The organism is Shinella sp. GW835-FHT14H05 (assembly GCF_058793575.1).
Map to the genome: position 1 here is coordinate 1,221,195 of NZ_JBXAFY010000001.1, position 26,695 is coordinate 1,247,889.

Below are 26,695 nucleotides of genomic sequence, written 5' to 3' on the forward strand. Positions count from 1 at the left end.
ATGGCACAGACATCGCCCGGAGCCGTCCTGGTTCTGGGCGGTGCGCGTTCCGGAAAATCCGCTTTTGCCGAAAGGCTGGTCGCCGAGACCGGCCTTTCGCGTCATTACATCGCCACCGGCCGGGCATGGGACGATGAGATGCGCCAGCGCATCGACAAACACCGCGAGGATCGCGGCGACGGCTGGCAAACCCATGAGGAGCCGCTTGCGCTCGCCACCCGCATCAGGGATGTGGCACGCCCGGACCGGGCGGTGCTCATCGATTGCCTTACGCTCTGGGTGACCAACCTGATGCTGGAGGAACGCGATATGGCCGCGGAATTTGCCGGCCTCGCGGAAGCGATCAAGGCGGCGCAGGGCCGGCTGGTCTTCGTCTCCAACGAGGTCGGCCTCGGCATCGTGCCGGAAAACCGCATGGCGCGTGAATTCCGCGACCATGCCGGGCGGCTGCATCAGCAGATCGCCGCCCTCGTGCCAGAAGTCTATTTCGTCGCGGCCGGATTGCCGCTGAAAATGAAGGGTTGAGTCATGCTGCAACAGAAAATCCCCGCCACCGTCATCACCGGCTTCCTCGGCGCGGGCAAGACGACGCTGATCCGCAACCTGCTCCAGAATGCCGGCGGCAAGCGCATCGCGCTCATCATCAACGAGTTCGGCGATCTCGGCGTCGATGGCGACGTGCTGAAGGGCTGCGGCGCGGAAGCCTGTAGCGAGGACGATATCATCGAGCTCACCAACGGCTGTATCTGCTGCACCGTCGCCGATGATTTCATCCCGACCATGTCGAAGCTGCTGGAACGCGAAAACCGCCCGGACCACATCGTCATCGAGACGTCCGGCCTGGCCCTTCCGCAGCCGCTCGTCGCCGCCTTCAACTGGCCTGAAATCAAGACGCAGGTGACGGTCGATGGCGTCATCACCGTGGTGGACAGCGCCGCCGTCGCCGCCGGCCGCTTTGCCGACGACCATGACAAGGTGGATGCGCTGCGCGTCGAGGACGACAACCTCGACCACGAGAGCCCGCTCGAAGAACTGTTCGAGGACCAGCTCACGGCTGCCGACCTCATCATTCTCAACAAGACGGACCTGATCGACGCCGCGGGCCTCAAGATCGTGCGCGACGAAGTCGCCTCGCGCACCGTCCGCAAGCCCACGATGATCGAGGCGAAGAACGGCGAAGTCGCCGCCGCCGTGCTGCTCGGCCTCGGTGTCGGCACGGAGGACGATATCGCCAACCGCAAGTCGCACCACGAGCTGGAGCACGAGAACGGCGAGGAGCACGACCATGACGAGTTCGACAGTTTTGTCGTGGAGCTCGGTGCCATCGCCGACCCGGCCGCCTTCATCGAGCGCCTCAAGGGCGTGATCGCCGAACACGACGTGCTGCGCCTCAAGGGTTTTGCAGACGTGCCCGGCAAGCCGCTGCGCCTGCTCGTCCAGGCCGTCGGCAGCCGCATCGACAGCTATTTCGAACGCGCCTGGACGCCGGGCGAAAACCGCGGCACCCGCTTCGTCGTCATCGGCCTGCACGACATGGACGAAGCAGCCGTGCGCGCGGCTATCGCTGCGGCGGTTTGATTTCGGCATGAGGATGCGGCAGTCCCTCTCTTCGGCGCTTCGGGCGCGGTTTGCCGCGCCGGTGGATCCTCGGGTCAAGCCCGAGGATGACGGTGGGGAGGGGAGGCTGTCGGTCTATCGAGGGGCTTGCTTTGGCAGGCGGCGGTTTTCTTGCGGGGTAATTTTAGGTGCTCCGCAGCTACCACACCCTCTGTCATCCTCGGGCTTGACCCGAGGATCCATCGGCACGGCACGCCGGCAATCGGGAGGCGCCGCATGCACCTCCTGCTAGCCCAGAAGGGAACGATCGCCGACGGCAAGGAGGCGATCGATCTCGGCCAGACGCCCGGCGACATCCTCTTCCTCTCCGCCGCCGACACCGAACTCGCCGCGATCGCCGCCGCCCATCGCGGACAGGATACGCAAACGCGGCTGCGCCTTGCCAGTCTCGCGACGCTCTCGCATCCGATGTCGGTCGATACCTATATCGAACGTACCGCGCGCCACGCCAAGCTCATCGTCATCCGCGCACTCGGCGGCGCCAGCTATTTTCGCTATGTGCTGGAAGCGCTGCTGGCGACGGCGGTGGCCAATGGCATCAAGCTCGTGGCACTGCCCGGCGACGATCGGCCGGACGAGGGCATCGTGCCGTTTAACTGCATCGATGACGCGGACCGCCAACATCTCTGGGCCTATCTGAACGAGGGCGGGGCGGACAATGCCGAACGCTTCCTCGCCTATGCCGATGCCCTGGTGTTTGGCGGTGAGAAGCCCGATGCCGCAACGCCGCTGGAAAAGGCCGGCATCTGGTGGCCGGGGCGGGGTGTCGTTGATATCGAGACATGGCGCGAGGCCTCCAAAGAAGTTGCGACCCCTGCAGGACTCGAACCCCCGACCGCCGCAATCTCCTTCTACCGAGCCTATGTCCAGAGCGGCGAGACACGCCCCGTCGAAATGCTGATCGAGGCGCTGGCGGCCGAGGGCGTGCGCGCCTTGCCGCTCTTCGTCTCCAGCCTCAAGGAACCGGCTTCCATCGAGACGGTGCGGGCGGCTTTTGCCGAAATCCAGCCGGAGGTCGTGCTGAACGCCACGAGCTTCGCCGTCTCCGCGCCGGGCGCCGGGCGCAAGCCGACGGTGCTCGACGAGACCGGCGCGCCGGTGCTGCAAGCCATTTTCTCCGGGTCGTCGCGGGCGGCCTGGGAGGCCTCGGGGCAGGGGCTGACCGCCCGCGATCTCGGCATGAACGTCTCGCTGCCGGAGGTGGATGGCCGCGTGCTCAGCCGCGCTGTCTCCTTCAAGGCGGCAGCGCAGTATGACGAGCGCGTCGAGACCAATATTGTCAGCCTCGATCCGGTGGAGGATCGCATCCGTTTTGTGGCACGGCTTGCCGCCGGCTGGGCGCGGCTGAGGCGTGCGAAACCGGCTGAGCGGCGCATCGCCATCGTCATGGCCAACTATCCCAACCGTGACGGCCGCCTCGGCAATGGCGTCGGCCTCGATACGCCCGCCGGCACGATGGAAGTGCTGCGCGCCATGACGGCGGACGGTTACGCGGTTGCCGACCTGCCGGCCGATGGCGACGCGCTGATCGCGCACCTGATGGCCGGACCGACCAATGCGGCAAGCGACGGCCGCGAGATCCGTGAAACGCTTTCGTTGAATCAATACAGGGCGTTCTTCGCTTCGCTTCCCGCGCAGATTCAAGCCGAGATGACGGAACGGTGGGGCCTGCCGGAAGACGATCCCTTCGTTACCGGCGATGTCTTCGCCCTGCCGCTTGCCCGCCTCGGCGAAACGCTGGTCGGCATCCAGCCGGCGCGCGGCTACAATATCGATCAGAAGGACACGTATCATTCGCCGGATCTCGTGCCGCCGCATGGCTACCTGGCCTTCTACGCGTTCCTGCGCCAGCACTATGGTGCACACGCCATCGTACACATGGGCAAACATGGCAATCTCGAATGGCTGCCGGGCAAGGCGCTGGCGCTGTCGGAAGGCTGCTATCCGGAAGCGGTGCTCGGTCCCGTGCCGCATCTCTATCCTTTCATCGTCAACGATCCGGGCGAGGGCACGCAGGCAAAGCGCCGCTCCGCCGCCGTCATCATCGACCACTTGACGCCGCCGCTGACCCGCGCCGAGACCTACGGCCCGCTGAAGGACCTGGAAGCGCTGGTCGACGAATATTACGAGGCATCGGGGGGCGACCCGCGGCGCATCAAGCTGCTGACGAAGCAGATCCTCGACCTCGTGCGCGACATCGGCCTCGACCGCGACGCTGGTATCGCCCGTTCGGACGGCGAAGAGGCCGCGCTGCAAAAGCTCGACGCCTATCTCTGCGACCTCAAGGAAATGCAGATCCGCGACGGCCTGCACGTCTTCGGCGTCTCGCCGACGGGACGCCTCCTCACCGACCTGACGGTGGCGCTCGCCCGCGTGCCGCGCGGCCTCGGCGAGGGCGGGGAGGCGAGCCTGCAGCGGGCGATTGCGGAGGATGCGTTTGCGATACCCCCCTCTGCCCTGCCGGGCATCTCCCCCTCAAGGGGGGAGATCGGCTGGAAGCCACGCCCTGTTTCTTCAGCACCGGCTGCATCTGCCGCCGCGTCTACGTCGGATGGGAAGGAGACCTCTCCTCCATCGATCTCCCCCCTTGAGGGGGAGATGCCCGGCAGGGCAGAGGGGGGTAACCCACGGCACGCCTTCGACCCGCTCGACTGCATCCCCTCCGACCCCTGGACCGGCACGCGGCCGGCGGTGCTTGCCGAGTTGTCCGACGCTCCATGGCGCAGCAAGGGCGATACTGTCGAGCGCATCGAATTGCTTGCCGCAAAACTCGTGGACGGCACGCTGGCCTGCCCGGAGAATTGGCACGCCACCCGCGCCGTGCTCGACACGATCGAAAGCACCATCGGCCCCGTCATCGCCGCCTGCGGTGCGGCGGAGATCACGGCGCTGATGCGGGGTCTCGATGGCCGCTTCATCGAGCCCGGCCCTTCCGGCGCGCCGACGCGCGGGCGGCCGGATGTGTTGCCGACGGGGCGCAATTTCTACTCGGTCGACAGCCGCGCCGTGCCGACGCCGGCGGCCTGGGAACTCGGCAAAAAGTCCGCCGAACTGCTGGTCACCCGCTATGCACAGGACCATGGCGAATGGCCGACGGCCTTCGGCATCACCGCCTGGGGCACCTCCAACATGCGCACGGGCGGCGACGACATCGCGCAGGCCATGGCGCTGATCGGCGTGAAGCCGACCTGGGACATGGCCTCGCGCCGCGTCACCGGCTTCGAGATCATCCCGCCCGCCATGCTGCGCCATCCGCGCGTCGACGTGACGCTGCGCATTTCCGGCTTCTTCCGCGATGCCTTCCCGGAGCAGATCGCGCTGTTTGACCGGGCCGTGCGCGCCGTGGGTGCGCTCGACGAGGACGATGCGGACAATCCGATTGCCGCGCGCATGCGCACCGAGGCGGCAGCGCTCGCCGCCAAGGGTGCGTCGGAGGCCGAGGCGATGAAGCAGGCGGGTTTCCGCATTTTTGGCGCGAAATCCGGCGGTTATGGCGCCGGGCTACAGACGATGGTGGACGAGGGCCTGTGGACCGAGCGGGGAGACCTTGCCGAGGCGTGGCTCGAATGGGGCGCGCATGCCTATGACGGGACAAGCGACGGCGTGCCGATGCGCGAAAGGCTGGAGGCGCGCATGACGAGCCTGCAGGCCGTCGTGCAGAACCAGGACAGCCGCGAGCACGACCTGCTGGACAGCGACGAATACTACCAGTTCGAGGGCGGCATGGCGGCCGCCGCCGAGCATCTCTCCGGCAAGCAGCCCGTGATCTACCACAACGACCTGTCGCGGCCGGAAAAGCCGGTGGTGCGCACGCTGGAGGATGAGATCGGCCGTGTCGTGCGCGCCCGCGTGGTCAATCCGAAATGGATCGACGGCGTCATGCGCCATGGCTACAAAGGTGCCTTCGAGATCGCCGCGACAGTCGATTTCATGTTCGCCTTCGCCGCCACGACGGGCGCCGTGAAGGACCATCATTTCGAGGCCGCCTACCAGGCCTATGTGCTCGACGAGCGGGTGCGCGATTTCCTGATGGAGAAGAACCCGGCGGCGCTCGCCGAAATGGCGGCGCGTTTTGCCGAGGCGATCGACCGGCGGCTCTGGACACCGCGGTCGAATTCGGCGCGCTATGATCTCGACAGGCTGGGCCGGTGCAAGGCCTCGTGAAGACAATCGATGCAAAGGGAAGAGCTATGACCGAGAACCATGACGAAACCGCCGGCATGAGCGAAGCCGAACTCGCCCGCCACTCGGAAAAGATGGCGAAGAAGAAGCACGCGCGCGAAAAGATCATGGCGACGAAGACGGACGAGAAGGGCCTGGTGATCGTCCATACCGGCAAGGGCAAGGGCAAATCGACCGCCGGCTTCGGCATGATCTTCCGCCATATCGCGCACAAGAAGCCCTGCGCCGTCGTGCAGTTCATCAAGGGTGCCTGGGCGACGGGCGAGCGTGACCTGATCGAGGCGCATTTCTCCGATATCTGCCAGTTCTATACGCTCGGCGAAGGCTTTACCTGGGAAACGCAGGACCGCGCCCGCGACATCGCGATGGCGGAAAAGGCCTGGGAGAAAGCGAAGGAACTGATCCGCGACGAGCGCAATTCCATGGTGCTGCTCGACGAGATCAACATCGCGCTGCGCTACGACTATATCGACGTGAAGGACGTGATCGCGTTCCTGCAGGCCGAGAAGCCGCACATGACCCATGTGGTGCTGACCGGCCGCAACGCCAAGGAAGAGCTGATCGAGATCGCCGATCTTGCGACCGAGATGGAGCTTCTGAAGCACCCCTTCCGCTCGGGCATCAAGGCGCAGCAGGGCGTGGAGTACTAAAACGCTACCAGCCAAGCCAGACGCGGATCGGATGGCTCGGATCGGCCATCAAGCGGATAGCGAGTGCCACGGAGGTGACGACGAGGAGGGGCTTGATGACCTTCGCGCCGACCTTCATCGCCACGCGCGAGCCGACCTGCGCGCCGAGGAACTGGCCGGCACCCATCACCAGACCGACCTTCCACAGCACGACGCCGTAAAACAGGAAGACGACGAAAGCGCCGACATTCGAGCCGAAGTTCAAAAGCTTCGTGTGCGCGGTCGCCTTTAGCACGCCGAAGCCGGCGAGCGTCACGAAGGCCAGCATGAAGAATGAGCCGGTGCCCGGGCCGAACACGCCGTCATAGAAGCCGATCAGCGGCACGATGGTGACCGTAAAGAGGAAGACGCCCATGCGGCGGTGTTTATCGACATCGCCGATATTCGGCTTCAGCCCGAAATAGACGGCGATCGCCACCAGCAGGAAGGGCAGCACCGCCTTCAGCACGTCGCCGGGAACGATGGTGGCAAGCAGCGCGCCGAAGACCGCGCCGAACGCCGAGAGTGCCGCCATCGGCAACTGTTCGCTGAGCCGCACATGGCCGGCGCGGGCATAGGCGAGCGTCGCCGAGCCGGAGCCGAACAGCGATTGCAGCTTGTTCGTGCCGAGCGACTCGAGCGGCGGAATGCCGGCGATCAGCATGGCGGGAATGGTGATCATGCCGCCGCCGCCCGCAATGGAATCGATGAAGCCGGCGAGGAAGGCGGCAAGAAACAGGAAGAACAGGATCTGAGGGGCGATATCGGCCAAGACGGTACTCGGGGGCGCGAGGGAGAGACGTGGCTGGTCTTCTGTCAGACTGCGCGGCAAAAGCAAAGCCTCACGTTGCCAGGCCTCTTGTGCGTTTCGCGCAACACGGATCAAACAGGCTGGTGGTGCGTATGTAGAGTGGTGCGCGGCGAAAGAGGGGTTGAACATGAACGGATCTGTAGGCGCGTTGGAAAGTGCTGCGGCTGAGGAGCAGGGGTTTGCCGCCGGGCTGGAGCGGAAACTTCTGGCCGGCATCGAATCGGGCCTGATCCGCGATGTGCATGCCGTGTTGGTCAGCCGCTGCGGCAAGCTGGTGCTGGAGCATTATCGCGAGGCGCCGGACGAGAGCTGGGGCATGCCGCTCGGCACCGTCGCCTTCGATGCCGGCACGCTGCATGATCTGCGTTCGGTGACGAAGAGCGTCGTCGGCCTGCTTTATGGTATCGCCCTCGATCGCGGTCTCGTTCCGCCGCCGGAGGCACCGCTTCTTGCCCAGTTTCCGGAATATCCCGACCTTGCGGCCGATCCGGCGCGCGCCGGCCTGACGATCGACCATGCGTTGACCATGACGCTCGGGCTCGAATGGGACGAATACCGCTCCTATGCCGATCCGCTGAACAGCGAGATCGCGATGGAAAACGCGCCGGACCGCTATCGTTTCGTGCTGGCGCAGCCGGCTTTGCATGCGCCCGGCACACGCTGGGTCTATTCGGGTGGTGCGACGGCGCTGGTGGGCGCGGTGATCGAGCGCGGGACGGGGCTCAGGATCGAGGATTTTGCCCGCGACGCGCTGTTTGCACCGCTCGGTATCCTGGATTTCGAATGGATGAGCGGGCGGGACGGCGTTGCGTCCCCCGCATCCGGCCTTCGCCTGCGGCCGGGGGATCTGCTGCGGATCGGCCAGATGGTGCTGGACAATGGTCTTGCCAGAGGTCGGCAGATCGTTTCGCAACGCTGGATCGAAAAATCATGTGCGCGGGTTGTCCCGACCGATGACGGGCTTGGTTATGGCCGCTTCTGGTTCACCGACGCGGCATTCGTGCCGGCCTTCGGCGAGGTGCGGCCGTGGGTGGCCGGCTTCGGCAATGGCGGTCAGCGGCTGTGGCTGATGCCGGATGCAGAACTCGCCTGCGTTATTTTCTCCGGCAATTACAACGCGCCGGAAGCCTGGGTGTCGCCGACGCGCATCTGGCGGGAAATCGTGATCGCCAACCTGCAAACCATCTGAGGCATGCCGCATCCGGCATCGTCGCTGGCGCAATCCGGTTTGACCGGCCTTTCGCCCTCCGGTACTAAGGAGGGTGCGACGGTGCCCGCCTGGCGGGCCGAGCGGTGTCCGGTGCGGCCGACCAAGACGGGGCTTCATCCGGAACTGTCGGAGACGGCATGGCCGGGCCCTTTCGCGTGGAATTTTGCGAGAGACCGCCAATGCGCCAAGAGGCCACATCACGGGACGCCGGACGACGATCGCTCGTGCTCGGCCTCGGCTGCGAACGCGGCACGCCCCCCGCCGAACTCATCGATCTTGCCATATCGGTCGTCGCGCGCCCCTCGGACGTCGCCTTCGTCGCGACGCTGGATGTGCGGGCTGATGAGCCGGCCATGCACGCCGTTGCCCGGCATTTTTTTGCGCCGCTCGTGACCTTCCCAGCCGCACGTCTTGAGGCAGAGACGCCGCGGCTTGCCAATCCATCGACGATCGTCTTCGCCCATACCGGCTGCCACGGTGTCGCCGAGGCGGCGGCGCTGGCGCAGGCCGGGGCAGGCGGCAGGCTGATCGTGGAAAAGACGAAATCGGCGCATGCGACCGTGGCGATCGCGGAATCTTTCCAATCCTTTGCGGGGGATTCCTCCGGAAGTGATTCCGTCTCCTCTTTCCTTGATTCAAGCCGGGACCACGCCTGATGCAGACCCTGTTTTCCGCCCTCCCGTCGATGGAAAAAGGCAGCGTCTGGCTCGTCGGCGCCGGGCCGGGGGATCCGGGCCTGCTGACGCTGCATGCCGCCAATGCGCTCCAGCAGGCGGATGTCATCGTGCACGATGCGCTGGTCAATGCCGAGTGCCTGTCGCTCGCACGTCCCGGCGCCGTGCTGGAATTCGCCGGAAAACGCGGGGGCAAACCCTCGCACAAGCAGCGGGACATTTCGCTGCGGCTCGTCGAGCTGGCGCGCGTCGGCCATCGCGTGCTGCGGCTGAAGGGTGGCGATCCCTTCGTGTTCGGGCGCGGCGGCGAGGAGGCGCTGACGCTGGTCGAACACGGCATTCCCTTCCGCATCGTGCCGGGCATTACGGCGGGCATCGGCGGGCTTGCCTATGCCGGCATCCCGGTCACCCACCGGGAGGTCAACCACGCGGTCACCTTCCTGACGGGCCATGATTCCTCCGGCCTCGTGCCGGACCGCATCAACTGGGAAGGCATCGCCAAGGGCTCCCCCGTCATCGTCATGTATATGGCGATGAAACATATCGGCCAGATCGCCGCCAACCTCATCGCCGGAGGGCGTTCGCCGGACGAGCCGGTCGCCTTCGTCTGCAATGCCGCGACCGCCGAGCAGCAGGTGCTGGAAACCACGCTCGCGCGTGCCGAGGCCGATGTCGCCGCCGCCGGCATCGAGCCGCCCGCCATCGTCGTCGTCGGCGAGGTCGTGCGGCTGCGGCCCTCGCTCGACTGGCTCGGTGCGCTGACGGCGGGCCGCACTCTGGCACCCGATCCGTTTCGTTCGCATGAAATGAAGGACCAGGCATGAGCGGATTGCTCATCGCCGCGCCTGCGTCCGGCTCCGGCAAGACGACGGTGACGCTGGGACTGGCGCGCGCGCTGGCCGATGCCGGCCTCAGTCTCGTCTCCGGCAAGGCGGGGCCGGACTATATCGACCCGGCCTTCCACGCCGCCGCCAGCCGCAAGCCCTGCCTCAACTACGATCCCTGGGCGATGCGCCCGGAAATGATCCGGGACAATGCCGCCACGCAGGCCGGCGCGGGCGATTTCCTGCTGATCGAGGCGATGATGGGCCTTTTCGACGGGGCTGCCGACGGCACCGGCGCGCCGGCTGACCTTGCGGCAACGCTCGGCCTGCCGGTCGTGCTCGTCGTGGATTGCAGCCGCCTGTCCCAGTCCGTCGCGGCCATGGTGCTGGGCTACCGGGATTTCCGCCGCGATATCCAGGTTGCCGGCGTCATCCTCAATAAGGTCGGCAGCGTCAGGCACGAGGCGATGCTGCGTGGTGCGCTGGAGGCAAGCGGCGTCGAGATTTTCGGCGTGCTGGAGCGCGATCCGGCGCTGGCCCTGCCGGAGCGCCATCTCGGCCTGGTGCAGGCCGGCGAGCATGGCAGGCTGGAAAGTTTTATCGCGCATGCGGCGGATGTGGTGAAGCGCTGCTGCGATCTCGATCGGCTGGTTTCGGTGGCGGCGACTCGCGCCTTGCAGGCGCCGGGGCCGTCCGTTTCGCGCTTGCCGCCGCTCGGCCAGCGCATTGCCATCGCCCAGGACGTCGCTTTCGCCTTCACCTACGAGCACCTGCTGATCGGCTGGCGCGGTGCTGGTGCAAGCCTCTCCTTCTTCTCGCCTTTGGCCGACGAAGCGCCGGCCGCCGACGCCGATGCGGTTTATCTGCCCGGCGGCTATCCGGAACTGCATGGGCCGGCTCTTGCCAATGCCGGCCATTTCCGCCTAGGCATGCATTCGGTGGCGCGCCGGGGGGCGCGTGTCTATGGCGAATGCGGGGGGTATATGACTCTGGGGGAGGCTCTGGTTGCGGCGGATGGATCGCGCTACGAGATGCTCGGCCTGTTGCCGCTCGTCACCAGCTTTGCCGAACGCCGCCGCCATCTCGGCTATCGCCGTGTCACGCCGCTTGAGGGCAGCGGGTTTGCCGCACCGATGACGGCGCATGAATTCCATTATTCGACTGTCGTGCATGAAGGTGAGGCGGAGCGCCTCTTTGCCGTCACGGATGCGATGGGCGACGATCTCGGCGAGGCCGGCCTGCGGCGCGGTGCCGTCAGCGGCTCCTACATGCACCTGATCGATCTCGCGCCGGAGGCGGCATGACCGCGCCGCCTATCGTGCATGGCGGCGGCATTGCCGCGGCGGCCGCGCGTTTCGGTGGCCGGCCGGAGGACTGGCTCGACCTTTCCACCGGTATCAACCCCATTCCCGCCGTGCTTCCCGAGGTCGATGTCGCCGCCTGGCACCGCCTGCCGGATCGCCACCGGCAGGACGAAACCCGCGCTGCCGCCGCCCGCTACTACGGCACGCCCAATGCGCTGCCGCTCCCGGTTCCCGGCACGCAATCCGTCATTCAGTTGCTTCCGCGCCTCGTCGCCGCCGGCCGCCGCGCCGCCGTGTTTTCGCCGACCTATGGCGAATATGCCCGCGTGCTTGGCAATGCCGGCGTGCCGGTGGATCGCGTCACCAGCCCTGCGGAAGTGACGGGCGCGCATGGCCTCGTCATCGTCGTCAACCCGAACAACCCGGACGGCCGCCTGTTTTCGCGCGAGACGTTGCTCGACCTGCATGCCCGCGTCGCGGGCGAGGGCGGTCTGCTGGTGGTCGACGAGGCCTTTGGCGATATGCGCCCGGAAACCTGCATACCGCCGCTTGCCGGCGAAGGCAGGCCCGGTCTTCTCGTCTTCCGTTCTTTCGGCAAGTTTTTCGGCCTCGCGGGCCTGCGCCTCGGCTTCGTGATCGGCGAGACGGCGGTGGTCGAACGCATCGAGGACGGGCTCGGGCCGTGGGCCGTGTCCGGCCCGGCGCTCACCATCGCGACCCGCCTGATGGGGTCCGACACTGCCGTAATTGGCAGCTCCATCACGGCGCGCAAGGCGGCGCTCGATGCGGTACTGACCGGCGCGGGTCTCACGGTCGTAGGCGGCACCGGCCTCTTCTCGCTGGTCGAGCATGCGGATGCTGCGGCCGTCCACGAAGCGCTCTGCCGCCGCCATATCCTTGTCAGGCCGTTCGATTACAATCCGCGCTGGCTGCGCTTCGGCCTGACGCCCGATGCCGCAGGGGATGCCCGGCTTGCCGCGGCGCTGGCGGAGGGGATGGCCGGTCGATGACGGAGACGCTTTTCTTGCTGTTCTTCGCCCTCGTGCTGGATCGTCTTGTCGGCGACCCGGAAAAGCTCTGGCGGCGCGTGCCGCATCCGGTCGTGCTGTTCGGCCGCGCGATCGGGCTGATGGACAAGCTCTTCAACGGAAAACGCCTCTCCGCCGATACCAAACGGTTCAATGGCGCGGTCGGGATTGCCGTGCTGCTTGCGGTCAGCGTCTTCCTCGGCGTCCTCGTGCATCGGCTTCTCGGCCCCCTCGGGCTCGTCGGCGCCATCGTCGAGATCGTCGTCGTCGCGATCTTCCTCGCCCAGAAGAGCCTCTACGATCACGTGCGCGCCGTTTCCAGCGGCCTCAAGCGCGGTGGGCTGGAAGGCGGGCGCCAGGCCGTGTCGATGATCGTCGGGCGAGACCCGGCAACGCTCGACGAGCCGGCGGTCTGCCGCGCGGGCATCGAAAGCCTCGCGGAGAACTTTTCGGACGGCGTCGTGGCGCCGGCTCTCTGGTATGCGCTGTTCGGCCTGCCGGGCCTCTTCGCATACAAGATGCTGAACACCGCCGATTCGATGATCGGCCACAAGAACGCGAAATATCTCGATTTCGGCTGGGCCTCCGCCCGGCTGGACGACCTCGCCAACTGGCCGGCCGCACGCCTGTCGATCGCCTTCATCGCCGCCGGCGCCTGGCTGCGCAAGGGCAGGGCGGCGGCGCGGGCGGCAATCGGCACGGCGCTGCGCGACAGCGGCCTGCACCGCTCGCCGAATTCCGGCTGGCCGGAAGCCGCCATGGCCGGCGCGCTCGGCATTGGCCTTGCCGGGCCGCGCATCTACGGCGGCACGCGCGTCGATGAGCCGATGATGAATGCGAGCGGCCGCACCGTGGCGACGATCGCGGATATCGATCTGTCCTTGCGGATATTTTCCGCGGCCTGCGCTGCTCTTGCGAGCGTTGTATTGCTGGCGGCGCTTGTTTCCGCTCTGCTTTGAGCGCCCGGGCCGCACTTCACTAAAATTTTACAGCTTAACTTCGTTTTCTTTTCGCCACCCCCGTCAATATTGCGGAAGGCTGAAACGTCTATATTCTGTCTCGCTGTGAGACATGGCGTTCAAGCCATGCCCAATCGTTTTGAGGGGATATCATGCGTAAGTTATTTGCGACTGCAGTCGCATTCCTTCTTGTACTGTTTCAAACCCAGACCGCACTTGCTGCCAACATTACCGCACAGATCAGCCTTTCTTCGCAAACCATGACCGTTACTCAGAACGGCGTGGTCAAGCACCGCTGGCGCGTCTCCACCGGTCGCAAGGGCTATGGCACGCCGACGGGCGCCTGGAGCGCGAAATGGGCGTCGCGAAACCACCGTTCGCGCAAGTACAACAACGCGCCCATGCCCTTCGCGATCTTCTTCAAGGGGGGGTATGCGGTGCACGCGACCTACGAGACCAAGCGCCTGGGCCGGCCGGCCTCGCATGGCTGCGTGCGGCTCTCGCCGGACAATGCGGCGACGTTCTACCAGATGGCGAACCGCAGCGGGCTTTCGAACACGCGCATCGTCATCACGCGTTGAGGTGAGGGGAAGCCTTAATCGTTGCCGGCGTGGCGCATCAGCCGGTCCATGTCGGGAACCGTGACGTGGCGGTTGTTCTCGATGCGGATGACGTTTTCCTTGCGCAGCTTGGTGAACTGGCGGCTGACGGTCTCGATCGTCAGCCCGAGGAAATCGGCGATATCGGCGCGTGACAGCGGCAGGTCGAACGAGGACATGTCGACGCTTTCCGGGTCGATATGGGTGGCGATGAGGTAGAGGAAGCTCGCGACCTTCTCCTGCGCCGACTTGCGGCCGAGCGTCAGCATCCAGTCGCGCGCCTCGTCCAGCTCCTTCAGCGCCTGCTGGTGCAGCCGGTGCTCCAGCTCCGGCGTCCTCTTGACCAGCCGGTCGAGCACGTTGCGCGGGAAATTGCAGATCTCGCTTTCGGTCGCCGCTTCCGCGGAGATCGCGCTTTCGGCGAGGAACGGGCGGCCGAGGAAATCGGGCGCAAACTGCAGGCCGACGATCTGCTGGCGGCCGTCCGCCATCACCTTCGTCAGCTTCACCACGCCGCGCATGATGTTGGAATAGTTCACCACCGTCTCGCCCTGGCCGATCACCTCGGCGCCGCTGTCCAGCCGGTGGCGGGAGGAGTGCTTGTTGAGCTCGGTCAGTTGCTCGGCCGTCAGCACGCCGCATACGCCGCCGTGGCGCGCCTCGCAGGCGCGGCAGACGAGCGGGATATCGGAATTATGGATATCTTGGCGGCGAATTTCCATATCGGTTTCCTTTCGCCTTGCGGCGCATATCGCGGTGCTACCGCACGCAGACAGCAACATAAAGCGTGCCGCCTCGCGGCAAAATGGCGCTTCCTGACTATTGTCAAATCCTAGACCAGTCATTCCGGCTTTCACTTGATCAAAATCAAATGGCGGCGGTCATTTCAGGTTTATTTGCCGTGGCGAGCAAGGAGATGACCATGCAGGACGAACTCGTGAAACGCCTTTCGTCGCCGGTGCCGCGTTATACAAGTTATCCGACCGCGCCGCATTTCAACGAAAGTATCGGCACGGGAGCCTATGCGGACTGGCTTGGCCTGCTCGGGCAGCACAATCGCCTGTCGCTCTACGCGCACGTTCCCTATTGCGACCGGCTCTGCTGGTTCTGCGCCTGCCATACGAAGCAGACGCTGCGCTACGAGCCGGTCGAGGCCTATCTGAAGGGGCTCCACGCCGAAATCGCCGCGGTTGGCGCCCGCGTTTCGCGCGATACACCCGTCACCGCGCTGCATTTCGGCGGCGGTTCGCCGACCCTCCTGCGGCCGCAGGACATGATCGCGCTCAAGCAATGTCTTGCGCAGAACTTCGCCTTCGCGAGCGATGCGGAAATCTCCGTCGAGATGGATCCGAACGATCTCGACGAGGCCCGCCACGACGCGCTTTCCGAAATCGGCATGACGCGCGCCAGCCTCGGCATCCAGGATTTCGATCCCAAGGTGCAGAAAGCGATCAATCGCATCCAGACCTTCGAACAGACCCGCGGCGTGGTGGAAGCGGCGCGGGCGCGGGGCGTGCGCTCGGTCAATTGCGACATTCTCTACGGGTTGCCGTATCAGACGATGGAAACGCTGGCGGAAACGGTGCGCGCGGTCATCTCGCTGGCGCCCGATCGTATCGCGCTCTTCGGCTATGCCCATGTGCCGTGGATGAAGAAGCATCAGACGATGATCGACGAGGCGGTCCTGCCGGGCATCGTCGCGCGGTTCCATCAGATGACGATGGCGGCGGAGATGCTGGTGGCGGCGGGCTACGAGGCGATCGGCATCGATCATTTCGCGCTACCGGCGGACCGGCTCGCCCTTGCGGCACGGCAAGGCACGCTGCGGCGCAATTTCCAGGGCTATACCGACGACCAGGCAGATGCGCTGATCGGGCTCGGCGCGTCCTCCATCGGCCAGCTTCCGCAGGGCTATATCCAGAACATGCCGGCGACGGGCGAATATCTGCGCCGGGTGGAGGAGGGTGGTCTCGCAGCGGCGCGGGGCTATGCGCTGACGGAGGAGGACCGCGCCCGCGCCTTCGTGATCGAGCGGGTCATGTGCGATTTCGGCTTCGCCTTCGCGGGCGTACCGCCGACGTTTCGCCGCATGATCCGCGCGGAGGCGACCGGCTTTGTCGCCGCCGACAGGGACGGCCTCTGCCGCATCGACCGGGAGCGCTTCCTGCTGACGCCGGCCGGGCGACCTTTCGCCCGCACGATTGCCGCCATCTTTGACGCGCATCTCGCCAGCGGCTGTGGCCGGCATTCCATCGCGGTCTGACCGGCGGTTGCGCCATGCTGTTTGCGCAACACAGCAGCGCCGACTGCGCAGGGCCCTCATCAAACCCCATTGGCAATTGCGTCCGTTTTCCCTATAGGATCGCGCGACTATAGATTCATGAGGTATGGGCGTGACTGCTACATTCGACAAGGTTGCCGACATCATTGCTGAGACCAGCGAGATCGATCGCGAGACGATCACGCCTGACAGCCACACGATCGACGATCTCGGCATCGACAGCCTGGACTTCCTCGACATCGTCTTCGCGATCGACAAGGAATTCGGCATCAAGATCCCGCTGGAACAGTGGACGCAGGAAGTCAACGAAGGCAAGGTCGCGACGGAAGAGTATTTCGTCCTGAAGAACCTCTGCGCCAAGATCGACGAGCTTCGCGCCGCCAAGGCTTGAGGTTACGGCGCCCGCCTCGGCGGGATTGACTGGACGATCCCGGTGCCTTTGGCTCACGGCCTGCCGACTTCGGCAGGCCTTTCGATTTCCGGACCCCGCCGCAGGTGATATCCCGATGCTGCTCGAATATTTCCAGATGATCGATCGCGTGGAAGCCGTCGACGGCGCGCGCCGCGTGTTGAAGGCCCGCTCGGTCGTGCCCGCGCAAAGCCCCATCTTCGAAGGCCATTTCCCCGGCATGCCGCTCGTTCCGGGCGTGCTTCTCATCGAAACGATGGCGCAGGCGTCCGGCTTTCTCGTGCTGGCGGCGACGGATTTTGCCGCCATGCCCTTCCTGATGACCGTCGACGGCGCCAAGATGCGCGCCTTTGTCGAGCCGGATGCGGTGCTCGACATCGAGGCCGTGCTGGAGCATGACGGGTCGGGTTATGCCGTGACCAAGGCGAAGATCACGTCGGCCGGCAAGAAGGTCTGCGACGCGCAGCTGAAGCTGCGCACCGTGCCGTTTGCCGATGTGCCGCTCGGCGATATCGTGCGCAAGCGCGCGGGCGAGGTGGGTTTGTTCGAGGCGCTCGAGGCGTCTGCGGAAGGAAAGTGAGCATGGCGAACAACGATGTGGTGATCACGGGCGTCGGCATCGTCACCTGTCAGGGGGTGGGCGCGGAGGCGCATGTGGCGATCCTCGGTGCCGCGACGGCGCCGGACCTGAAGATCGAGACGGAACGGTTCGCGCCCTATCCGGTGCATCCGATGCCGGAGATCGACTGGAACCAGCAGATCCCCAAGCGCGGCGACCAGCGCCAGATGGAGAACTGGCAGCGTCTCGGCGTCTTCACCGCCGGCCTCGCGCTGGACGATGCCGGCTTCAAGGACGATGCGGACGCCTGCGGCACGATGGACATGATCGTCGCGGCCGGCGGCGGCGAGCGCGACATCGCGGTCGATTCCCTGATCGTCGACGAGGGCTTGAAGCGCAACGATCGCGAGCGGCTGCTCAACGAGAAGCTGACCACCGAGCTGCGTCCGACGCTGTTCCTCGCCCAGCTTTCCAACCTGCTCGCCGGCAATATCTCCATCGTGCACAAGGTCACCGGCTCCTCGCGCACCTTCATGGGCGAAGAGGCGGCCGGCATCAGCGCCGTCGAGACCGCCTTCCACCGCATCCGCTCCGGCCAGTCGACGCATACGCTCGTCGGCAGCGCTCTCGTCGCCGAGCGGCAGGACGTCATCCTGCTCTATGAGGCGATCGGCGCGCATGCGACCGGCGGCTGGGCGCCGCTCTGGTCGCGTGACGAGGATGCCGGCGGCGGCATTATCACCGGCACCGCGGCGGCCTTCCTGATGCTCGAATCCCGGGCGCATGCCGAGGCCCGCAACGCCCGCATCTATGCGACGATCGATGCGATCGGCGGCGACCGCGGTGTGCGCGACGAGGGGCGGCTCGAAGCCCGCCTCGACCAATTGGCCGAAGGTGCTGCGACGGGCGCTGACACCCTGGTCTTCTCCGGCGCTTCCGGCCAGCATGGCCCGACGGCGCGGGAACGGGCCTGGCTTGACCAACGCTTTCCCGGCAGCCCGGTGCGCGGCTTCAGCGCCGTCACCGGCCAGGCGCTCGAAGCGCAGTTCCCGCTCGGTCTTGCGCTTGCCGCGCTGACGCTCGGCGCGGGTCTCAAGGTCGCCCCGTTCGATGCGGCGGCCGAGGCGGTGATGAGCGCGCCGGCGCGCGCTGCCGTCGTCACGACGGTCGGCCATTCGCGCGGCGAGGGCGTCGCAATTCTTGTCGCAGAGAAGTGAGGTTACGGCCATGACGAAAGCCGCTTACAGGGATCATCTCGGTCGCCCGATCGTCGCCATTACCGGCATGGGCGTGATCACCTCGCTCGGGCAGGGGCTCAAGGACAACTGGGCAGCGCTGACCGGCGGCGTGTCCGGCATCCACGGCATCACGCGTTTTCCCGTCGAAGGGCTCAACACCCGCATTTCCGGCACCGTCGATTTCATCGACCTTCCCGTCGAAAACCCGGTCGAGCGTTCCTTCGCCTATGCCCGCGAGACGACGGACGAGGCTTTGGCGCAGGCCGGCCTGTCCGGCGACTTCGGCGGCCCGCTCTTCCTCGCCGCACCGCCGATCGAGCCGGACTGGAGCGACCGTTTCTCGCTCGCCGACCGCGCGCCGCCGTCGCAGCGTCCGGGCGATGCCTACGACCGCTTCCTTTCCGTGCTGCGCGACAAGCCCGAGCCTGCCCTGCACGAGGCCTGGGCTTTCGGCGCGATCTCCGAGCGCCTTGCCGACCGTTTTGGCACGCGCGGGCTGCCCGTCACGCTGTCGACCGCCTGTGCCTCCGGCGCCACCGCCATCCAGCTCGGCGTCGAGGCGATCCGCCAGGGCCGCACCGACCGGGCGCTTACCGTCGGTACCGATGGCTCTGTGACGGCCGAGGCGCTGATCCGCTTCGCGCTGCTTTCCGCGCTATCGACGCAGAACGACCCGCCGACCAGGGCCTCAAAACCCTTCAGCAAGGATCGCGACGGCTTCGTCATAGCCGAGGGTGCGGCGACGCTCGTGCTGGAATCGCTGGAATCCGCGATTGCCCGTGGGGCAAAGGTGCTCGGCATCCTCAAGGGCTGCGGCGAGAAGGCCGACCATTTCCACCGCACGCGTTCCTCGCCGGACGGCGGCCCCGCCATTGCGACGATCCGCGCGGCGCTGGAAGATGCCGGCATCGACGAGAGCGGCATCGGCTATATCAATGCGCATGGCACTTCGACGCCGGAAAACGACAAGATGGAATATCTCTCCATGTCGACCGTTTTCGGCGAGAAGCTGGCGGGCATTCCGGTCTCCTCCAACAAGTCGATGATCGGCCACACGCTGACGGCCGCTGGCGCGGTCGAGGCGGTGTTCTCGATCCAGACCATGCTGACCGGCACGCTGCCGCCGACCATCAACTACACGAACCCCGACCCGGCGATCGTTCTCGACGTCGTGCCGAACGTGAAGCGCGATGCGCGTGTCACCGCGGTTCTCTCCAACTCCTTCGGCTTCGGCGGCCAGAACGCCAGCCTCGTCATGACGGCCGAACCGGCCTGATAGGAATTTTGCCATGCGCGCCCTGCAGCTTCTCGACGACCGCAAGCTTGAACTGACCGATATTCCGGAACCGGACGCCCCCGGCCCCGGCGAGGTCACGTTGCGCGTGAAAGCCGTGGCGCTCAACCATATCGACGTCTGGGGTTGGCGTGGCATGGCCTTCGCCAAGCGCAAGATGCCACTGGTCATCGGTGCGGAAGCTGCCGGCGTCGTGGAGACGCTCGGCCCCGGCGTCTCCAGCGTGCTGCCCGGCCAGCTCGTCTCGATCTATGGCGCGCGCACCTGCGGCCTCTGCAAGCCCTGCCGCGAAGGCCGCGACAATCTTTGCGAATATGTCGGCGGCGTGCATGGCTTCCATCTCGACGGGTTCGCGCAGGAGAAGGTGAACCTTCCCGCCCGCCTGCTCGTGCCGGCTCCGCCCGGCGTGGATGCGGTCGCGGCCGCACTCGCCCCCGTCACCTTCGGTACGGTCGAGCACATGCTGTTCGACAATGCCAAGCTCGAACCCGGCGAGACGATCCTCGTCCATGCCGGCGGCTCCGGCATCGGCTCGGCCGCCATCCAGCTCGCCAAGAAGATCGGCTGCACCGTCATCACCACCGTCGGCTCGAACGACAAGATCGAACGGGCCAAGGCCCTCGGTGCCGACCACGTCATCAACTACCGCGAAGACCGCTTCGAGGGCGTCGTGCGCAAGCTGACCAAGAAGAAGGGCGTCGACGTCGTCTTCGAACATGTCGGCAAGGACACCTGGGCGGGCTCCATGCTCTGCATGAAGCGCGGCGGGCGTCTCGTCACCTGCGGTTCCACCTCGGGCATCTCGACCGACATGAACCTCATGATGCTCTTCCAGCAGCAGCTGAAGCTGCTCGGCTCCTTCGGCTGCCGCATGGAGAACATGGCCAACGCCATGCAGAAGATGGCGCGTGGCCTCGTGCACCCGGTCATCGATACCGAAATCACCTTCGACGGCATTGCGACCGCCTTGGAACGCATGGAATCGCGCCAGATCTTCGGCAAGATCGTCCTGAGGCTGGACTGACCCGGTGCGGATGGTCGTCACACGCCTGGTTCTCGCGGCAAGGAACACCAAGCAATGGCTGGTGGCGCAGTTCGCCTTCGGCCTGCTCAACCTCCTGAAGCTGCTACCGGCGGATGGCGCCATCAACTTCGCCGACCGTTTCGCGCGCTGGATCGGCCCGAAAACGAGCCGCCACACGCTGACGCTCACCAACCTGCGCAATGCCTTTCCGGAAAAGCCGGAGGCGGAGATCCAGGCGATTGCCCTTGATGCCTGGGGCAATATGGGGCGACTTGCCGCCGAATATGTCTTCCTCGACCGGCTGTTCGATTTCGACCCCGCGCGCCCGACGCCCGGCCGCATCGAGGTTTCCGGCATTCCGCTCTTCGTGGATCTGCGCGACAATCCGCGGCCGTTCATCGTCTTCACCGCGCATACCGGCAATTTTGAGCTGTTGCCGGTGGCGGGTGCGGCCTTCGGGCTCGACGTGACGGTGCTTTTCCGCCCGCCGAACAACCCCTATGTCGCGGAAAAGGTGTTCGAATTCCGCCGCGAGCGCATGGGCCACCTGGTGCCGTCCCATGCCGGCTCCTCCTTCACGCTCGCCCGCAAGCTGGATTCCGGCGGGCCGGTCGGCGTGCTGGTCGACCAGAAGTTCAACAAGGGGCTGCACACCAAATTCTTCGGCCGCGACGTGCAGACCAACCCGCTGCTCGCAAAGCTCGTGCGCCAGTTCGACTGCGAGGTCTATCCCGCCCGCTGCATCCGGCTGCCCGGCAACCGCTACCGCCTGGAACTGGAACCGGCAATGGCGGTGCCCCGCAAGGAGAACGGCGCCGTCGATGTCGATGCGACCGCGCAGATGCTGAACGACAAGGTGGAGCAATGGGTGCGGGAGTATCCCGGCCAGTGGCTTTGGTATCACGACCGCTGGAATATCAAGCGCAGCCTTATTACTTGAGTGCTTACGATTTCTTTCTTTCTATTCTAAATCTGAACGTATTCATTATTCCGAATTATACGACTTTAGGCTAATTAAGGGTTTGACATCCTTCCGTACGCTGTTACCATTTTGCTAATAGAAGCGCTTTGGACAGCATATTTGCGGGAGGAAAGATCAAAGCTATATCCTGTTTCCGGACAATTTAAGTAGTGTAATGATGCAATTGCTGTAGATTTCAGCAATTCAGGGAGCAACAATTGAAAGCTCTTGTAGAGTTGTTCTGGTTTAAGTATTCGCAACTTCAGCATGCAGTCAAGATCGGAAACGAACGACTGGTTTCCATGCTGGACAAGGAAATCGAACCGGCCCTGGTGGCCGTGTTGCAGCGGGAGGCGAGCGACGTCTCCGAACTCCGCTCCCAGTTCCAGTTCGTGGTGGACCTCCTGCGCGAGGAATCCGAAGACAGGGCCTGCGTGCTCCGGCAGGCGCATAATTTCAAGCTCCTGCTGGATCGTTATTTCGGCACCGACGAGGCCGCCAGGCCCTTCCGCGTGGACATGCAGGATGTCGCGCGGCCGGTCGCGGCGCCGCGGGTGGTGGAGGATGGCCTGCTGAACGAGGCGATCCTCGACAGCCTGCCGGATCGCGTGGCGGTCATCACGACGGATTACCGTTACCTCTATTCCAACCCGCTGAACGCCCAGCGCTTCAGCGAGAAACCCATCGATCTCGTGGGGCGCCACATCGTGGAGTTCATCGGCATGCAGCGCTTCGACGGCCGCGTGAAGCGGCATCTGGACCGTTGTTTTTCGGGCGAGGTGGTGGAGTACGACTATATATCTCCACGGCGGGGCAATTCCATCACGCGCTGCCGCATGACACCCTGCATGTCGGCTGCCGGAAACGTGCTCGGCGCCATCCTCGTGCTACAGGAAACGCTGGAGACGCGCGGGCCGATCGCGGCCTGAGTTTCAGGACGCCAGACCGGTGCCGCGCAGCATGAACTGCTGTTCGAAGGCGATGTGGCGCCGGATCGATTCGAAGAAGCCGCGGAGCATGTAGCCCGCGGCTTCCGCGTTGACGGTGCCGTCGCCGCTGCCGAGCCGCGTCAGCGTGTCCGTCAGTTCCTCCGCAAAACACTCATCCTCGACATGTTCAAACTTCAGCCGGACGATCGTGTCGGTGAGGTCGCGGTTGCCGGTCGCCGCCTGCTCCAGCAGCGGAAAGACTGCTTCCTCCTCATAGCGATGCACGCCGTTGACCAGCGGAATCAGGGATTTCGCGGCGTACATGCATTTCTGCCGGTTGATGTTTGCCGGCAGGCTGTCGGCGATCTCCTCCAGCGCTTCGCACAGCGTGAGCTGCGTGTCGTGGGCCTTCTTCAGCCAGTCCAGCGAAACCGTGTCCGTCGGGCGGTCCGAAAGCAGCCGGGCGATATCTGCATAGTCCGTCATCTCGTGCTTCCTCGTTTGGGAAGGGCCGCGGCGCCGTGCGACGCGCGGCTGCGTCAACCTGTCCCTTTGATGCCGCCGGCTTCCGTCCGCTGCCTTGATCCATGTCAAGGATGCTCGCCTGCGCATCTGCGAAGCCTCAATCGAGCGCAAGGGCCTGCTCCGCGAGGGAGCCGGCTTGAGCGGGAACTTGACCGGTTGGGGGATGCCAACGATGAAATTCATGACGGAAACGATCGTCCTGGCCGTGGGAGCGTTCATTGCGCTGCTCGGCGCGGCCTTTGCCCAGGACAGGCTCTTCGAGGCCCATATGTGGGTCCTCTTCTTCGTGCTGCTGGCCAGCACGCTCTTCATGGTGCGGCGCATTTCCTTTGCGCCCGCCGTCGCCGCCACGTCGTCTTCGGATGACGACGGCTATTTCGACGAGGTCATCAAGTACGGCGTCATCGCGACCGTGTTCTGGGGCGTCGTCGGCTTTCTCGTCGGCGTCGTCGTAGCGCTGCAGCTGGCCTTTCCCGATCTCAACATCGAGCCCGGGCTGAACTTCGGCCGCACGCGCCCGCTGCACACCTCGGCGGTGATCTTCGCCTTCGGCGGCAATGCGCTGATCGCCACCTCCTTCTATGTCGTGCAGCGCACCTCGCGCGCGCGGCTGTTCGGCGGCAATCTCGGCTGGTTCGTGTTCTGGGGTTACCAGCTCTTCATCGTCATGGCCGCCACCGGCTATCTGCTCGGCATCACGCAGGGCAGGGAATATGCCGAGCCGGAATGGTATGTCGACCTGTGGCTGACCGTCGTGTGGGTCTGTTATCTCATCGCGTTCCTGGGCACGATCATGACCCGCAAGGAACCGCATATCTACGTGGCGAACTGGTTCTTCCTGTCGTTCATCGTCACGATCGCCATGCTGCACATCGTCAACAACCTGGCGGTCCCCGTCTCCTTCCTCGGCGTGAAGAGCTACTCGGCCTTTTCCGGCGTGCAGGATGCGCTGACGCAATGGTGGTACGGCCATAATGCCGTGGGCTTCTTCCTGACGGCCGGCTTCCTCGGCATGATGTACTACTTCATCCCGAAGCAGGTGAACCGCCCGGTCTATTCCTACCGGCTGTCGATCATCCACTTCTGGGCGCTGATCTTCATGTATATCTGGGCCGGCCCCCACCACCTGCATTACACGGCGCTGCCCGACTGGGCGCAGACGCTCGGCATGGTCTTCTCCATCATGCTCTGGATGCCCTCGTGGGGCGGCATGATCAACGGCCTGATGACGCTGTCCGGCGCCTGGGACAAGATCCGCACCGACCCGATCGTGCGCATGATGGTCATGGCCGTCGCCTTCTACGGCATGGCGACCTTCGAAGGCCCGATGATGTCGATCAAGTCGGTCAACTCGCTCAGCCACTATACGGACTGGACGATCGGCCATGTGCATTCGGGCGCACTCGGCTGGAACGGCCTCATCACCTTCGGCGCAATCTACTTCCTCGTGCCGAAACTGTGGAAGCGCGAGCGGCTCTATTCGATCCGCATGGTCAACTGGCACTTCTGGCTCGCCACCCTCGGCATCGTCGTCTACGCGGCCGTCATGTGGGTCGCCGGCATCCAGCAGGGCCTGATGTGGCGCGAATACGACGAGCAGGGCTTCCTCGTTTACTCGTTCGCCGAAACGGTGGCGGCCATGTTCCCCTACTACGTGCTGCGTGCCGTCGGCGGTGGGCTGTTCCTGCTGGGCGCGCTCATCATGGCCTACAACGTGACCATGACAATCCTCGGCTACCAGCGCGACGAGGCCCCGATCCCGGGGGCTGCGCCCGCGCTCCAGCCGGCCGAATAGGAGGGACCCGATGTCCATTCTTGATAAACACGCCATCCTCGAACGCAACGCGACGCTTCTCCTCGTCGGCTCGCTCCTCGTGGTCACCATCGGCGGCATCGTCGAGATCGCGCCGCTCTTCTACCTCGAAAACACCATCGAGAAGGTGGAGGGCATGCGGCCCTATTCGCCGCTGGAGCTTGCCGGGCGCGACATCTATGTCCGCGAGGGCTGCTACGTCTGTCACAGCCAGATGATCCGGCCCTTCCGCGACGAGGTCGAGCGCTACGGGCATTATTCGCTCGCCGCGGAATCGATGTACGACCACCCGTTCCAGTGGGGCTCGAAGCGCACGGGGCCGGACCTAGCCCGCGTCGGCGATCGCTACTCGAACGAGTGGCACGTCCAGCACCTGGTCGAGCCGCGCTCGGTCGTGCCGGAATCGGTGATGCCGAGCTACGCCTTCCTCAAGGAAACGCCGCTGGAGGTGAAGAACGTCTCGATGCACCTCTCCGCCAACCGCGCCGTCGGCGTGCCCTATACGGACGAGATGCTGGAAAACGCCGAGGCCGATCTGAAGGCGCAGGCCGATCCGAACGCCGATACGTCCGGCATCGAGGCCCGCTATCCGAAGGCGAAGTTCGGCGATTTCGACGGCGATCCCAGGAAGCTCACCGAAATGGATGCGCTTGTCGCCTATCTGCAAATGCTCGGCACGCTGGTGGATTTCTCCACCTATGACGATGCCGCCGGTTATCGCTGAGGAGGCTACCCATGGAAACCTATACTGCCATGCGCCATTTCGCCGATAGCTGGGGGCTGCTCGCCATGACGCTGTTCTTCCTCGCCGTCGTCGTCTTCACCCTACGCCCCGGCGCCCGCAAGGCCGCCGAACGGGCTGCCGAAATCCCCCTCAAGGAGGACTGATCATGGCCGAGAAACACATTGACGAAATCTCGGGCGTCGAAACCACCGGCCACGAATGGGATGGTATTCGCGAGCTGAACAACCCGATGCCGCGCTGGTGGGTCTGGACGTTCTACGCGACGATCCTCTGGGCGATCGGCTACACGATCGCCTTCCCGGCCTGGCCGCTGATCTCCGATACGACCAAGGGCATGCTGGGATGGTCGAGCCGCGCCAACATCGCGACGGAACTGGCGAGCGCCAAGGAAGCCCAGGCAGGCTTCGTCGACCGCATCGCAAAATCGTCCTTGCAGGAGATTCTGGCCGATCCGCAACTCTCGCAATTCGCCATTGCCGGCGGCGCCTCGGCCTTCAAGGTGAACTGTGCGCAGTGCCACGGCTCGGGGGCGGCGGGTGCCGCCGGCTTCCCGAACCTCAACGATGACGACTGGGTCTGGGGCGGTACGGTGGACGACATCTACCAGACGATCGCCCACGGCATCCGCCATCCGGGCGACGACGACACCCGCATCTCGGAAATGCCGGCCTATGGCGACATCCTCCAGCCCGACGAGATCAAGCAGGTCGCGGCCTATGTGGTCAGCCTGACAGGCACGCCGTCAAATGCGAGCCTGATCGAGCCCGGCAAGCAGATTTTCGCTGACAACTGCGCCGCCTGCCATGGCGACGATGCCAAGGGCAACCGCGAGATGGGCGCGCCCGACCTTGCCGACGCCATCTGGCTGAAGGGCGAGGGCGAGGCCGCCATCGCCGCGCAGGTCAAGTCGCCGAAACACGGCGTCATGCCCGCCTGGCTGCCCCGCCTCGGCGACCCCGCGGTCAAGCAGCTCGCCGTATTCGTGCATTCGCTCGGTGGCGGCGAATAAGCGCCACAAACACGAAGGCCGCGGTGTCCGCG

The 26,695-nt window shown here is 65.2% G+C and carries 26 protein-coding genes; 23 read left to right on the forward strand and 3 right to left on the reverse strand.

From position 1 onward, the window contains the following. The 4 genes from cobU (at position 1) to cobO (ending at position 6,449) form a co-directional block, all read left to right on the forward strand. Positions 1-525: a bifunctional adenosylcobinamide kinase/adenosylcobinamide-phosphate guanylyltransferase gene (gene cobU / locus AC1Q6Z_RS06005; protein WP_492647045.1), complete on the forward strand. Its 525-nt coding sequence runs from the start codon at positions 1-3 to the stop codon at positions 523-525. 3 nt (positions 526-528) lie between these two features. Beyond that, positions 529-1,578 carry a cobalamin biosynthesis protein CobW gene (gene cobW, locus AC1Q6Z_RS06010; RefSeq protein ID WP_492647046.1) on the forward strand — a complete coding sequence of 350 codons (1,050 nt, stop codon included), beginning with the start codon at positions 529-531 and terminating at the stop codon, positions 1,576-1,578. Between the two features lie 255 nt (positions 1,579-1,833). Further along, positions 1,834-5,781: a cobaltochelatase subunit CobN gene (cobN, locus tag AC1Q6Z_RS06015; protein WP_492647047.1), complete on the forward strand. Its 3,948-nt coding sequence runs from the start codon at positions 1,834-1,836 to the stop codon at positions 5,779-5,781. Positions 5,782-5,807: 26 nt separating this feature from the next. Beyond that, entirely contained in the window at positions 5,808-6,449 is a 642-nt protein-coding gene (gene cobO, locus AC1Q6Z_RS06020; RefSeq protein ID WP_435267010.1) for a cob(I)yrinic acid a,c-diamide adenosyltransferase, read from the forward strand. 4 nt (positions 6,450-6,453) lie between these two features. On the opposite strand, the gene AC1Q6Z_RS06025 is transcribed toward cobO, so the two are convergent. Beyond that, the gene (locus AC1Q6Z_RS06025) at positions 6,454-7,239 is read right to left on the reverse strand and encodes a TSUP family transporter (RefSeq protein WP_439618955.1); all 786 of its coding nucleotides are present in this window, start codon (positions 7,237-7,239) and stop codon (positions 6,454-6,456) included. Positions 7,240-7,405: 166 nt separating this feature from the next. Here AC1Q6Z_RS06025 and AC1Q6Z_RS06030 point away from each other — a divergent pair, with 166 nt between their 5' ends. The 7 genes from AC1Q6Z_RS06030 to AC1Q6Z_RS06060 all read left to right on the forward strand — a co-directional run bounded on the left by AC1Q6Z_RS06030 (position 7,406) and on the right by AC1Q6Z_RS06060 (position 13,858). Beyond that, positions 7,406-8,467 (forward strand): serine hydrolase domain-containing protein, encoded by a 1,062-nt coding sequence (locus AC1Q6Z_RS06030; protein WP_492647048.1) that lies wholly within the window; start codon positions 7,406-7,408, stop codon positions 8,465-8,467. Positions 8,468-8,667: 200 nt separating this feature from the next. Beyond that, positions 8,668-9,144 carry a cobalamin biosynthesis protein gene (locus AC1Q6Z_RS06035; protein ID WP_256115495.1) on the forward strand — a complete coding sequence of 159 codons (477 nt, stop codon included), beginning with the start codon at positions 8,668-8,670 and terminating at the stop codon, positions 9,142-9,144. Continuing rightward, a complete protein-coding gene (gene cobA / locus AC1Q6Z_RS06040) occupies positions 9,144-9,986 on the forward strand; it encodes a uroporphyrinogen-III C-methyltransferase (protein ID WP_256115496.1) in 843 nt (280 codons plus the stop codon). Before AC1Q6Z_RS06035 ends, cobA begins: the two co-directional genes overlap by 1 nt. Then, on the forward strand, positions 9,983-11,290 hold the full coding sequence (locus AC1Q6Z_RS06045; RefSeq protein ID WP_256115497.1) for a cobyrinic acid a,c-diamide synthase CobB: 1,308 nt from the start codon (positions 9,983-9,985) through the stop codon (positions 11,288-11,290). The genes cobA and AC1Q6Z_RS06045 overlap by 4 nt, the downstream gene beginning before the upstream one ends. Then, positions 11,287-12,300 (forward strand): threonine-phosphate decarboxylase CobD, encoded by a 1,014-nt coding sequence (gene cobD / locus AC1Q6Z_RS06050; RefSeq protein WP_492647049.1) that lies wholly within the window; start codon positions 11,287-11,289, stop codon positions 12,298-12,300. The genes AC1Q6Z_RS06045 and cobD overlap by 4 nt, the downstream gene beginning before the upstream one ends. Next, a complete protein-coding gene (cbiB, locus tag AC1Q6Z_RS06055; RefSeq protein ID WP_492647050.1) occupies positions 12,297-13,277 on the forward strand; it encodes an adenosylcobinamide-phosphate synthase CbiB in 981 nt (326 codons plus the stop codon). The genes cobD and cbiB overlap by 4 nt, the downstream gene beginning before the upstream one ends. Positions 13,278-13,429: 152 nt before the next feature. Next, positions 13,430-13,858 carry a L,D-transpeptidase gene (locus AC1Q6Z_RS06060; RefSeq protein ID WP_256115500.1) on the forward strand — a complete coding sequence of 143 codons (429 nt, stop codon included), beginning with the start codon at positions 13,430-13,432 and terminating at the stop codon, positions 13,856-13,858. A 14-nt stretch (positions 13,859-13,872) separates the two neighbouring features. Here AC1Q6Z_RS06060 and AC1Q6Z_RS06065 read toward each other — a convergent pair whose 3' ends face one another. Continuing rightward, positions 13,873-14,598, reverse strand: coding sequence for a Crp/Fnr family transcriptional regulator (locus AC1Q6Z_RS06065; protein WP_256115501.1), 726 nt, complete (start codon positions 14,596-14,598; stop codon positions 13,873-13,875). 200 nt (positions 14,599-14,798) lie between these two features. On the opposite strand from AC1Q6Z_RS06065, the gene hemN reads away from it, so the two are divergent. From hemN to AC1Q6Z_RS06105, 8 genes are all read left to right on the forward strand, one after another. After that, entirely contained in the window at positions 14,799-16,139 is a 1,341-nt protein-coding gene (gene hemN / locus AC1Q6Z_RS06070) for an oxygen-independent coproporphyrinogen III oxidase (RefSeq protein ID WP_492647051.1), read from the forward strand. Positions 16,140-16,263: 124 nt separating this feature from the next. Next, entirely contained in the window at positions 16,264-16,548 is a 285-nt protein-coding gene (locus AC1Q6Z_RS06075) for an acyl carrier protein (RefSeq protein ID WP_256115503.1), read from the forward strand. Between the two features lie 115 nt (positions 16,549-16,663). Beyond that, positions 16,664-17,146 carry a 3-hydroxyacyl-ACP dehydratase FabZ family protein gene (locus AC1Q6Z_RS06080; RefSeq protein WP_492647052.1) on the forward strand — a complete coding sequence of 161 codons (483 nt, stop codon included), beginning with the start codon at positions 16,664-16,666 and terminating at the stop codon, positions 17,144-17,146. Next, a complete protein-coding gene (locus AC1Q6Z_RS06085) occupies positions 17,143-18,342 on the forward strand; it encodes a beta-ketoacyl-ACP synthase (RefSeq protein WP_492647053.1) in 1,200 nt (399 codons plus the stop codon). The genes AC1Q6Z_RS06080 and AC1Q6Z_RS06085 overlap by 4 nt, the downstream gene beginning before the upstream one ends. Positions 18,343-18,352: 10 nt before the next feature. Beyond that, the gene (locus tag AC1Q6Z_RS06090) at positions 18,353-19,639 is read left to right on the forward strand and encodes a beta-ketoacyl-ACP synthase (protein ID WP_492647054.1); all 1,287 of its coding nucleotides are present in this window, start codon (positions 18,353-18,355) and stop codon (positions 19,637-19,639) included. A gap of 13 nt (positions 19,640-19,652) precedes the next feature. Beyond that, positions 19,653-20,681, forward strand: coding sequence for a zinc-binding dehydrogenase (locus AC1Q6Z_RS06095; protein ID WP_492647055.1), 1,029 nt, complete (start codon positions 19,653-19,655; stop codon positions 20,679-20,681). 10 nt (positions 20,682-20,691) lie between these two features. After that, complete coding sequence (locus tag AC1Q6Z_RS06100) at positions 20,692-21,621, forward strand: lipid A biosynthesis lauroyl acyltransferase (RefSeq protein ID WP_439618944.1); 930 nt, start codon at positions 20,692-20,694, stop codon at positions 21,619-21,621. 323 nt (positions 21,622-21,944) lie between these two features. Then, a complete protein-coding gene (locus AC1Q6Z_RS06105; RefSeq protein WP_256115508.1) occupies positions 21,945-22,571 on the forward strand; it encodes a PAS domain-containing protein in 627 nt (208 codons plus the stop codon). Between the two features lie 3 nt (positions 22,572-22,574). Here AC1Q6Z_RS06105 and AC1Q6Z_RS06110 read toward each other — a convergent pair whose 3' ends face one another. Next, positions 22,575-23,057, reverse strand: coding sequence for a hemerythrin domain-containing protein (locus AC1Q6Z_RS06110; protein WP_492647056.1), 483 nt, complete (start codon positions 23,055-23,057; stop codon positions 22,575-22,577). Positions 23,058-23,268: 211 nt separating this feature from the next. On the opposite strand from AC1Q6Z_RS06110, the gene ccoN reads away from it, so the two are divergent. From ccoN to ccoP, 4 genes are read left to right on the forward strand one after another with little or no spacing between them, the layout of a single operon-like run. Beyond that, positions 23,269-24,891, forward strand: a complete 1,623-nt coding sequence (gene ccoN / locus AC1Q6Z_RS06115; RefSeq protein WP_492647057.1) for a cytochrome-c oxidase, cbb3-type subunit I — start codon at positions 23,269-23,271, stop codon at positions 24,889-24,891. A 10-nt stretch (positions 24,892-24,901) separates the two neighbouring features. Continuing rightward, entirely contained in the window at positions 24,902-25,633 is a 732-nt protein-coding gene (gene ccoO, locus AC1Q6Z_RS06120; protein ID WP_492647058.1) for a cytochrome-c oxidase, cbb3-type subunit II, read from the forward strand. A gap of 11 nt (positions 25,634-25,644) precedes the next feature. After that, positions 25,645-25,797 carry a CcoQ/FixQ family Cbb3-type cytochrome c oxidase assembly chaperone gene (locus AC1Q6Z_RS06125; protein WP_064330326.1) on the forward strand — a complete coding sequence of 51 codons (153 nt, stop codon included), beginning with the start codon at positions 25,645-25,647 and terminating at the stop codon, positions 25,795-25,797. A gap of 2 nt (positions 25,798-25,799) precedes the next feature. Then, entirely contained in the window at positions 25,800-26,663 is an 864-nt protein-coding gene (gene ccoP / locus AC1Q6Z_RS06130) for a cytochrome-c oxidase, cbb3-type subunit III (protein WP_492647059.1), read from the forward strand. Positions 26,664-26,695: the final 32 nt, after the last annotated feature.